Source organism: Nocardia altamirensis NBRC 108246 (assembly GCF_001612685.1).
GTDB lineage: Bacteria > Actinomycetota > Actinomycetes > Mycobacteriales > Mycobacteriaceae > Nocardia > Nocardia altamirensis.
The window spans coordinates 108,738-118,843 of sequence record NZ_BDAY01000036.1 but is presented as its reverse complement, the minus strand read 5'-3'; the positions used below and the strand labels follow the sequence as shown (position 1 = coordinate 118,843).

Annotated in this window: 9 protein-coding genes; 2 read left to right on the top strand and 7 right to left on the bottom strand. The window is 69.2% G+C overall.

The window, feature by feature from the left end; translation table 11 throughout:
* Positions 1-317 precede the first annotated feature (317 nt).
* A complete protein-coding gene (locus NA11_RS20195; protein WP_069163489.1) occupies positions 318-965 on the bottom strand; it encodes a response regulator in 648 nt (215 codons plus the stop codon).
* Positions 962-2,131 carry a sensor histidine kinase gene (locus NA11_RS20190; RefSeq protein WP_069163488.1) on the bottom strand — a complete coding sequence of 390 codons (1,170 nt, stop codon included), beginning with the start codon at positions 2,129-2,131 and terminating at the stop codon, positions 962-964. Before NA11_RS20190 ends, NA11_RS20195 begins: the two co-directional genes overlap by 4 nt.
* A gap of 214 nt (positions 2,132-2,345) precedes the next feature.
* On the opposite strand from NA11_RS20190, the gene NA11_RS20185 reads away from it, so the two are divergent.
* On the top strand, positions 2,346-3,233 hold the full coding sequence (locus tag NA11_RS20185) for a sterol desaturase family protein (protein WP_069163487.1): 888 nt from the start codon (positions 2,346-2,348) through the stop codon (positions 3,231-3,233).
* Positions 3,234-3,287: 54 nt separating this feature from the next.
* Here the strand turns inward: NA11_RS20185 and NA11_RS20180 are convergent, their stop codons facing one another.
* On the bottom strand, positions 3,288-4,094 hold the full coding sequence (locus NA11_RS20180) for a nuclear transport factor 2 family protein (protein ID WP_069163486.1): 807 nt from the start codon (positions 4,092-4,094) through the stop codon (positions 3,288-3,290).
* Between the two features lie 80 nt (positions 4,095-4,174).
* Positions 4,175-5,143 (bottom strand): SDR family NAD(P)-dependent oxidoreductase, encoded by a 969-nt coding sequence (locus NA11_RS20175; protein ID WP_069163513.1) that lies wholly within the window; start codon positions 5,141-5,143, stop codon positions 4,175-4,177.
* Between the two features lie 87 nt (positions 5,144-5,230).
* Between NA11_RS20175 and NA11_RS20170 the strand changes: the two genes are divergently transcribed.
* Positions 5,231-6,613 carry a TIGR01777 family oxidoreductase gene (locus NA11_RS20170; RefSeq protein WP_069163485.1) on the top strand — a complete coding sequence of 461 codons (1,383 nt, stop codon included), beginning with the start codon at positions 5,231-5,233 and terminating at the stop codon, positions 6,611-6,613.
* A gap of 2 nt (positions 6,614-6,615) precedes the next feature.
* Here the strand turns inward: NA11_RS20170 and NA11_RS20165 are convergent, their stop codons facing one another.
* From NA11_RS20165 to NA11_RS20155, 3 genes are read right to left on the bottom strand one after another with little or no spacing between them, the layout of a single operon-like run.
* Positions 6,616-7,884: an SAM-dependent methyltransferase gene (locus NA11_RS20165; protein ID WP_069163484.1), complete on the bottom strand. Its 1,269-nt coding sequence runs from the start codon at positions 7,882-7,884 to the stop codon at positions 6,616-6,618.
* The gene (locus tag NA11_RS20160) at positions 7,881-8,606 is read right to left on the bottom strand and encodes a DUF1365 domain-containing protein (RefSeq protein WP_084654831.1); all 726 of its coding nucleotides are present in this window, start codon (positions 8,604-8,606) and stop codon (positions 7,881-7,883) included. Before NA11_RS20160 ends, NA11_RS20165 begins: the two co-directional genes overlap by 4 nt.
* The gene (locus NA11_RS20155) at positions 8,603-9,925 is read right to left on the bottom strand and encodes an NAD(P)/FAD-dependent oxidoreductase (RefSeq protein ID WP_084654838.1); all 1,323 of its coding nucleotides are present in this window, start codon (positions 9,923-9,925) and stop codon (positions 8,603-8,605) included. The genes NA11_RS20160 and NA11_RS20155 overlap by 4 nt, the downstream gene beginning before the upstream one ends.
* Positions 9,926-10,106: the final 181 nt, after the last annotated feature.

Genomic DNA, 10,106 nt, shown 5'->3' with positions numbered 1-10,106 from the left:
GCGCGCGCTGGTCGTCCGTTGCTTGGCCCGGTCGATCAGGGCTTTCTCGGTGGGCGTGTGGGTGCGGGACGCGGGGGCGGCGTGCGCGGCGGCCCCGGCTCCGGACAGCAACAGTGCGGAACACGCGACGACCGTGATGGCGGCACGGGTGCGATCACAACGCATAGCGCTCCATTCAAGAAGACTGGGCAGTCTGCTTCACCGTACGTCCACTTTGTCGGACTTCGGGGACCCTGGCCGGGCGTGCCGCAGCGCGGCTGTACTGACCGCGCGCGAGCTCGCCTCGCAGGACGCCAGAGCCGGACGAGACGAGAAAGCTAGCGCGAAACCAGGCCGTGCTGATGCGCGTACACGACCGCGTGGATGCGATCGCGCACCCCGAGCTTGGCCAACACTCGGGACACGTGGGTCTTCACCGTCTCCTCGCCGACACCGAGCCGCGCCGCGATTTCGGCATTGCTGTGCGCATCGGCGAGCAGCAGCAACACCTCCAGTTCGCGCGCGGTGAGTTGTTCTACCTCCGGCGGGGTGTGCGGCGGAGCGAGGGTGGTAGCGAACCGGGCGGCCAGGCGCCGGGTCATCGACGGATCGATCAGGGCGTCACCGCGGGCCGCGATGCGGATGGCGGCGACCAGCTCCTCCGGTGGCAGGCTCTTCAACAGGAACCCGCTCGCGCCGGCCTGGAGCGCGCGGTAGAGGTTGGCGTCGCTGTCGTAAGTGGTCAGCACGAGCACCCTGGTGCCGCCCACCGCGACAATCGTCTCGGTGGCGGTGAGCCCGTCCAGCTTGGGCATGCGCACGTCGAGAATCGCCACATCCGGTCGCAGCCTGAGGCTTTCGGCGATGGCGGCGCGGCCGTCGCTGACCTCGGCGACACAGTCGAGGTCGGCCTGGCTGTCGACGACCGCGCGCAGCCCGGAGCGGAACATGCTGTGGTCGTCGGCGATCAGGACCCGGATGCTCATGCGCCCCCTATCGGCAGCGAAACCGTGGTGTGCCACCGGGTTCCTTCGGCCTCGGGTCCGTAGTCGAGTTCGCCGTCGAAAAGCTCGGTGCGGCGGCGGATCCCGGCCAGCCCGCGCGGCACCGCGGTGCGGTCGGTCGCCGGTACCGGCGGCAGCGGATTGGTCGCCCGGATCACCACCCGCGTCGGCAGGTAGTCGACGTCGAGCAGCGCGTGCTCGCCATCACCGTGGCGCAACGCGTTGGTCAGCATCTCCTGCACGATGCGATACACGGTGAGGTCCAAGGACTCCGGGAGTACGACCGCCGAACCGTGCACGATCACTTCGACATTCAGCCCCGCGGTACGCACATAGTCGACCAGTCCATCGATATCCGCGAGTCCGGGCTGGCGTTGGCCGGAGTCGTCGCGGCCGTGCAGCAGGTCGAGCTGACGGCGCAGATCGACCAGCGCCGCTCTACTGCTGGCCTCGACCGCGGTCAGCGACCGGGTCGCCGGGCCATTCGTGCTGTCCGCCATGGCCATTCGGGCCGCGCCTGCGTGGATGCCGATGGCGCTGACGTGATGGGAGATCACATCGTGCAGATCCCGCGCGATGGCGGCCCGCTCGTCGGCCACCGCGCGCTCGACCGCAACCTGATGTTCCTGCTTGCGCAGGCGTTCCCGCTGCTCCAGCTCGGCAAGGTAGGCGCCGCGCGCCGCGGTGTAGCGGCCGACCAACCACGGCACGCAACCCGCGGACACCGTCGAGGCGAGCAGCAGCCGCCAGTCGCGGGTGGTGTCGCGCACGATCATCAACTGGGAGAAGGTCACGCCGCCACACATGACGAGCATGGTCAGCACCGAGGTCGGGCCAGACAGCCAGGCGCCTGCCCGGTACCCGGCCACCAGGAAGCCGACGTCGGTGATCCGCGCGGCGAGACCGTGGGTGTGCATCAGCCAGGCGGCGAGCAGCCGGACCACGACCTGGGCCACCGCGACCACGCCCGCCGTGCGCGGCGGCGCGGCCAGCGCGAGATCACCCGCGACGATGCCGATCATCGCTGCGGTGGTGTGCCACGGGGCGTAGCTGAACATGCCGGACAACCACAGCACCACCCCGTCGATCACCGCGGCGACCACCGCGACCAGGAGTGACTGGCGGGCCAGCGATCTGCTCACGTCCACCGGTGCGCCACCGCCTTCGGGTCGTCGGAGCCGTCGCAGGCGATCGTAGCGAGATCGATGCCGCAGGCTTGGGATGCTGCCCGCTAACTCTGCCCCGGCGGCAGCGGTGTCGCGTCCCCCGTGCGGGGGACGCCGAATCCCTCGTCGGCGCGATGTTTCCGCAGGCCGCCGTCCGTATCGTCGAGAAGCACCGGCGACGGCGAAGGAGATTCTCATGGGCCCGGTGGAATTGTTCAGTTACGCCATTCCGGCATTCGCGTTGTTCATGTTCGTCGAGTGGCTCAGCTACCGTCGCGACCCCGATCGGCCCGCGAATACCGCGTCCGGCCGCGACACCGCGTCCAACGTGGCGACGTTCGTCATCGGGCGGTTCGCCAAACAGGTGACGCAGTACCTGATTCCGTTCTCCACCGTGGTGCTGGCGGCCGCGATCACGCCGCTGCACCTGTCGGCGCGGTCGTGGTTGGTCTGGGTGCTCGGCCTGGTGGTCACCGATTTCTGCTACTACTGGGCGCATCGCGCCGACCATCGGGTCCGGCTGCTGTGGACCTCGCACAGCGTGCACCACTCCAGTGAGTACTTCAATTTCTCCACCGCGCTCCGGCTGCCGTGGTTCCATCCCGTCGCCAACATCCTGCGTGGAATGGCCTGGGTGCCAGCGGCTTTGCTCGGGTTCCCGGTCTGGATGATCTTCTTGTTGCAGAGCATCGGCCTGCTCTACCAGTTCCCGATCCACACCCAGCGCGTCGGCACGCTCGGCCGTCCGATCGAGTTCCTGTTCAACACCCCGGCGCACCACCGCATCCACCACGGCTCGAACCAGCCCTATATCGACAAGAACTACGGCGGCGTCTTCATCATCTGGGACCGCATGTTCGGCAGCTTCGCCGCCGAATCCGAGCCCATTCGCTATGGCCTCACCAAGAACATCGGTACCGACAATCCGGTGAAGGTCAACTTTCACGAGCTGGCCGGGCTCATCGGCGACGTGCGCCGCGCCACCACCTGGCGGGGCAGGCTCGGCTACATCTTCGGCCCGCCAGGCTGGGCGGAGTACCCGCAGGCAGTGCCGCAGGTCGAATCGGTTCAGCTCACCCGATGAGGCCGGTCATGGCGATGCGCGCATCGCCATGATTCGCCTGTCCGGCAGTCGATCTCACCGATGATCGAGAAAGAACCGGACGGCGGCGATGTGCGGCGAGCTCGCCGCGAACTCGACGAGTGCGACGCCCCGTGCGTCCCCGATCCTGACCGATGCGGTGACCGTGCGACCAGCGGCGATCAGCTTGCTCCACCGCATGTTTCGCGCCCGGTTGGTGAACTCCTCCACCGATACCGGTGTGCCCGCTGGCAATTCGACCACAGCGTAGTGGCCGAGCAGGCCGCGCACCCGCGTGATGTCGGTGCTGCCCGCCGCGGCGAAAAGCCGTCCGGTTACCCGCTTCCCGGTCCGGCCGACGCCACCGAGCGCGCGCAGCATGCCGAGCGCGCCGTCGACACCCTGATGCGTGATCAGTTGCGGACCGAGTTGCAGCGCCGCGCCGAATCCCCGTGGGCCGGTGCGCAACAGCTGCACGATCATCGGCGCCAGTTCCCAATGCGCGGCCAGATGGGTGATCTTCCAGTCGCCGTCTTCGTCGGCCAGCTGGTAGCGCAGGTGCATCGGCACGGAGACCCTGGCGCCGGTCGCCATCGTGGTCTCGATGGTCAGATCGCGCACGACGGTCGGCGGGTGCACGATGTCGCGATCGACCCGGAAGGCGATGGTGTTCGGGGCGATGAAGGTCTCGTAGAAGCGCTCGATGGCCGCACGGCCGATATGGGGACGGGACCCGACGGGGTCGTTGACTTCGGCATCGGCGGTGAACAGGTCGACCCATGCCGACTTGTCGTGTGCGGCGACCGCCCTGGGCGACGCCTGGACGGCGGTCAACAGGTCCGCGGCCGAGGGTTCCAACGGCATGGCACGTTCCTCCGATGTCGACGATGACTCGACACATGGTAGAACAAGTTCCAGTTGGGCGATCGTGTTCCGGCGCAGTCTCAGTCGACGTCGAGACCAGCGGCTTCCCGGCAGAACCGCCAGAGCCGGTCCCGGTCGTCGGCGCGAAAGTGGGTACGGCGCAGGTAGTGCTCGGGGCGCACCCGCCGGTCGTGCCAGAACTGGCCGGACGGCAGCGTTGCCGCGGTCGCGGCCAACCAGACAGCGGTGTCCGCACCCTCCTCTGGGCTGCGCAGCAGGGGACCGGTGATCCGGTGGAAGAGCGGCAGCGAGGTGACGACGCCGGGGGTGTCGGCCCAGCCGGGGTGCATGCTGTGGAACGCAATGCCCTGTGGCGCATAGTGTTCGGCGAGCAGCGGAGTCAGCGCCACCTGCATGCGCTTGGTGCGGGCGTAGGCGATCGCGCCCCGGTAGCGACCGTGCCGGTATTCCGGATCGTCGACGGCAAGCGGCTGGGAGTACATCCCGCCGGAGGACATCAGGATCACCCTGGCCGCGTCGGCCGCGCCGAGCAGCGGCACGAGCCGTTCGGTGAGCAGCAGCGGGCCGAGCACGTGGACGGCCAGCGTCAGCTCGTGTCCCTCGGCGGTCTCGGTGCGCTCGGGTGGCAGCATGCCCGCGTTGTGGATCAGCACGTCCAATCGCGCCAGCCGGTCGGCGAGTTCGTCCGCGCAGGCCGTCACCGACTGCGGATCGGACACATCACAGACGATCACGGCGACATCGGCGGCCGGGTGGGCGGCCCGAATCTCCGTGCACGCCTGCTCGCCACGCGCACGATCGCGGACCGCGAGCAGCACGGTGCCGCCGAGTCCGGCCAGTCCCGCCGCGATCGCCTTGCCGATGCCGGAGTTCGCACCGGTCACCAGCGCGGTGCGGCCGCGCATGGCATCGGGCCGCGGATCGTCGGCGGGCCAGTGGCGTCGCCGCCATCCAAAGCCGAGTCGGGTGTACCCCGGCGCGATCGTCCGGTCGAGCAGGGTGTCGAACACGGCGGCCGCAGCGGTCATGGGGCAATTCTCGTGCGCAGCGGCCGGATCCGCCAGTAAATGATGCATGAACGTTGCAATGGCGCGGTATCTCGCTAGAGTCGAGTGATGGGCATCGAGTGTTCGAGCGTTGTCGCGGCACCCAGGTCCGAGGTCTTCGCGTGGCATACCCGGCCCGGCGCGTTCGCCAGGCTCGCGCCGCCGTGGCAGCCGGTATCGATACTGGCCGAGGCCGATTCGCTGGCCGACGGTCAGGCCGTGCTCGGCTTGCCGGTCGGGCTGCGCTGGGTGGCCAGGCACGATCCCGACGAGTACGACCCACCGCGGCGGTTCGTCGACCGCATCGCCGTCGACGGCGTGGCCTCGCTGCCCGCAAACCTGGTGCGCTGGCGGCACACTCACGACTTCGAGGCCGTCGACGAGGCGCACACCAAGGTGCTCGATCGGGTCGAGTCGCCGGTGCCCGCGTTCGCACTGCGGCCGATGTTCGACTACCGATACCGGCAGCTCGCCGACGACCTCGCCGCGCACGCCGACGCGGCGCGCGCGGGCTGGACGGCCAAGACGATCGCGGTGACCGGCGCCTCCGGTCTGGTCGGCGCCGCATTGACCGCCTTCCTGACTACCGGCGGACACACCGTCGTCCGGCTGGTCCGGCACGCACCGGGACGGGGCGAAAGGCAATGGGACCCGGACGATCCCGTGCCGGACCTGTGCGACGGCGTCGATGCCGTCGTGCACCTGGCGGGTGCGTCGATCGCGGGCCGATTCACCGAGGACCACAAGCAGGCCGTCCTCGACAGCCGCATCGGGCCGACCGAGCGCCTCGCGGCCGTCGCCGCGCGCGCAGGGGTTCCTGTCTTCGTCAGCGCGTCCGCGATCGGCTACTACGGCTACGACCGCGGCGACGAGCGGTTGCCCGAGGCGGCCGCGCGCGGCGGCGGTTTCCTCGCCGACGTGGTCGACGCGTGGGAGACGGCCGCCAACGGCGCCGCCGCTGCCGGAGTTCGGGTGGTCACGGTGCGCACCGGAATCGTGCAGTCGCCGCGCGGCGGCACGTTGCGACTGTTGCGGCCGCTGTTCGCGACAGGTCTCGGCGGGCGGATCGGTGACGGCGAACAGTGGTTGTCCTGGATCGGGATCGACGATCTCGTCGACGTCTACTACCGTGCGCTGTGGGACAACACCCTGGCGGGCCCGGTGAATGCCGTTGCGCCACAGCCTGTTCGCAACAGCGAGTACACCCACATCCTCGCGAGTGTGCTGCGCAGGCCCGCGTTGCTTCCGGTGCCCGAGTTCGGGCCTGCGCTGTTGCTCGGTACGCAGGGCGCCCAGGAACTCGCCGCGGCCAGTCAGCGGGTGGTCCCCGCCGTGCTCGAGCAGGCCGGACATCGTTTCCGCGCACCGGATCTCGGCTCGGCGCTGAGTCATCTGCTCGGCCGAGACCGCAGGCTGGACCGAGGTCATCCCCTCGGCCCCGCCCGATTTTGACCTCAGGCGGGCGCCTCGCGGGTCAGCAGGATCTGGTGCACATCGAGGTAGCCGCACCGGAATCCGGCCTCGGCATACGCCAGGTACAGCCGCCACATGCGCCGGAAGATCGGATCGAAGCCGAGTTCGGCAACCCGGTCGGCACGGGCGTTGAATCGCTGTTGCCATAGTCGCAGCGTGTGCGCGTAGTGATCGCCCATCGACAGTTGTTCGCGGACAACGAGTCCGGTGGTGCGGGCGGCCACATCGGCGAGCAGCCGGGTGGACGGCAGGAAGCCGCCGGGGAAGATGTACTTCTGCACCCAGGTGTAGGTGCGGCGGGTGGCGAGCATGCGGTGGTGCGGCATGGTGATCGCCTGGATCACCGCGCGTCCGCCGGGGGCAAGGACCCGGTCGATGGTTTCGAAGAAGGTGTCCAGGTATTCGTATCCGACGGCCTCGATCATCTCCACCGAGACCACCGCGTCGAATTCCCCTGTCACCCTGCGATAGTCGAGGAGATCGATGGTGACCTGGTCGGACCGGCCCGCGGCGGCGATCCGGCCGAGCGCAAGCGCACGCTGCTCGGTCGACAGTGTCACCGAGCGCACCGTCGCGCCACGGGCGGCCGCGCGCAGCGCCAATTCTCCCCAGCCGGTGCCGATTTCGAGGAGCCTGGTGCCGGGACCGACGCCTGCGCAGTCGAGTATGCGGTCGATCTTCGCCCGCTGGGCGGTGGCGAGGTCGGCCCAGCGCGGCGGCGGCGCGGTGGCGGGGAACAACGCGCTGGAGTAGGTCAGCGTCTCGTCGAGAAACAGTTCGAAGAGATTGTTGGACAGGTCGTAGTGCCTGGCGATGTTGCCGCGGGTGTTGGTTTCGGCATTGCGTTCGGCGGCAGGCTGTTTCGCGACGTAGAGGCGGCGCAACGCGCGCAGTGGTGCGGGCACCAGCGTCTCGATGTTCGCGGCGAACACGGTCAGCGTGGCGGCCGGGTCCGGCGCGGACCAGTCGCCGGCCATGTAAGCCTCGCCGAAGCCGATCAGTCCGCCGACGCCGAGACGCGTGGCGAAATCGGCGGGGCGGTGCAGGATCAGCCGCGGCGAATCCGCCGCACCACCGCCGATCATCGTCCCGTCCGGGTATTCGACCACGATCGCCAGCCTGCGGACCGCCCGGCGGAACAGTCGGTCCGCCACCAGCGCGGCGAGGGCGGCCCCGGTGCCGCTCGGGACGTGCTCGACATCAGGCCACGAGGTCGAGGGGCGGATCGTGACGTGCGTGTGGCTGCTCACCGCGAAGACTCCTCGAAGTGTTCGACCGGTCGGGGGACAGGGCGCAGGCCGCGTGCCAGGAGATGCACGCCGTGCCTGCGGATCAGCGCCGAGACCACAAGCGGGGCAAGGGGTACTGCCACTGTCGCGCGCAGGATGGTACGGACGGTGGCCGGTTGGCAACGACCGGTCATCGAGGCGGCGAAGATCGGCTGGTTGTCGTGCAGCGCGACGGAAACCCGCAGGCGATCGGTGGGTTCGGGCACGCACATTCGATATTCGCCGCGCACCTCGTTGAACGGGGATACGTAGAACTGCTTGTCGGTGGTCGCCCTGCCGTTCCGGTCGGGGCGAACCAGGTAGCAGTGCCGCTCGCCGTAGGTGTTGTGCACCTCCGCGAGGACGCAGACCAGGGCGCCGGTGTGGTCGCGACACCAGAACACGCTGAGCGGGTTGAAGACATAACCGAGCACGCGCGCGTTGGCGAGCATGGTGACCCGGCCGCCCGCGAGGTCGATGCCCTGCCCGGCGAGGTAGTCGTCGACGTTCGCGCGCAGCGTACGGGCCGGATCGCCGAGATGGTCGGCGGCGTGGAACCCGGCCAGCGGTCGCAGCCACCGTGGCAGCCGCGGCAGGTCGTCGAGGTCGACCAGCCAGCTGTAGCTGCGGTAGCGGAACTCGTGATGCAGCGGGCTGTGCCGGACGTGGTGGATCCGGGTGCGGACGATCTGTGCGCTGTTCACGAGGTGTGCACAGCCGCGACAGGGGTGGTGTGCCAGCGGGCGCCGAGCCGGGTTGCGGCGCGCAGTCCGGCAAGCGCACCGTCCTCGTGGAAGCCCCAGCCGTGGTAGGCGCCTGCGAAACGCACGCGCGCACAGCCGATCTCGCCCAGCCTGCGTTGCGCGGCCAGCGAGGTGACGGTGTAGCGCGGATGCTGGTAGACCATCCGATCGATGACCTGGTCCTGATCGACGCGGTCGCCGTCGCCGAGCGTGACGAGGAACCGGCGGTCGCCGTCGAGCCGCTGCAGCCTGCTCAGGTCGTAGCTGACCAGCACCCGATCCGGCTGTGCTGCGCAGGACGGGAGTCGGTAGTTCCAGGACGCCCTGGCCCGCTCCGCGCGCGGCAGCACTGAGGTATCGGTATGCAGCACAGTGTGATTCACCGAATACGGCAGCGCGGACAGCACCGCGCGCTCGGCGTCGGTCGGCTCGGCGAGCAGCCGCAGCGCCTGATCGGGATGGGTGGCGACGACCGCGCCGTCGAACACCATGACCTCGTCCGAGTCGTCACGCACCGCGACGCCGTCGGCGAGCCGATGCACCGCCCGTACCGGCGTGCCGGTCAGCACGGTGTCCAGCCGGTCGGCGATCGCGCGGACGTAGGTGGCCGAGCCGCCGGTCACGGTGCGCCAGGTGGGGGAGTCGAACACCGTCAGCATGCCGTGGTGGTCGAGGAAGGTGAACAGGTACCTGGCCGGGTAGCGCAACGCGGTGGCCGGATCGCACGACCACACCGCGGCGACGAGCGGGACGAGGAAGTGCGTGACGAAGTAGTCGGTGAAGCCGGTGGCGAAGACGAATTCACCTAGTGTGCGGCCGGTTTCGGTGTCGTGCGCCAGTTCGGCGCTCGCGAGCCGGTGGAACCGGGGCACCTCGGCGAGCAGCCGCAAGTAGCGGGCGCGGGTGAGCGATCGTGGCGAGGCGAACAGTCCGCCGAGCCCGCGGGCGCCCGCGTATTCCAGCCCGCAGCCGTCGCAGCGTACCGACATGCTCATGTCGGAGTCCTGCGTGGCGATGCCCAGTTCGCGGAACAGGCGCAGCAGCGTCGGGTAGGTGCGGTCGTTGTGCACCAGAAATCCGGTGTCGACGCCGATCGTCGCACCATCGCTTGCGGTGACCACATGGGTATCGGCGTGACCGCCTAGCCGGTTGTCGGCTTCGTAGAGGGTCACTTCGGCGGATCCGGACAGCACCCAGGCTGCGGTCAGTCCGGCCACTCCGCTGCCGATGACCGCGATCCGTCGCACGCCACCGGACCGCGGCGCCGTGGGCTGGTCCATGAGGTCCTCCTCGCTGTCGGTCGAATCCGTGCGAAGTGCCGAATGCTTGCCATCGCGCTCGGTCACGCAGAGGGCGATGGGTGTTCTGGCTCTTCGCGCCGACAACCTGTTGCGTCGATTATGCATCGTTTCGGGGATCGGGCAACACCGGGTGCCCGGCAGAGGCGCCCAGCATGATCGA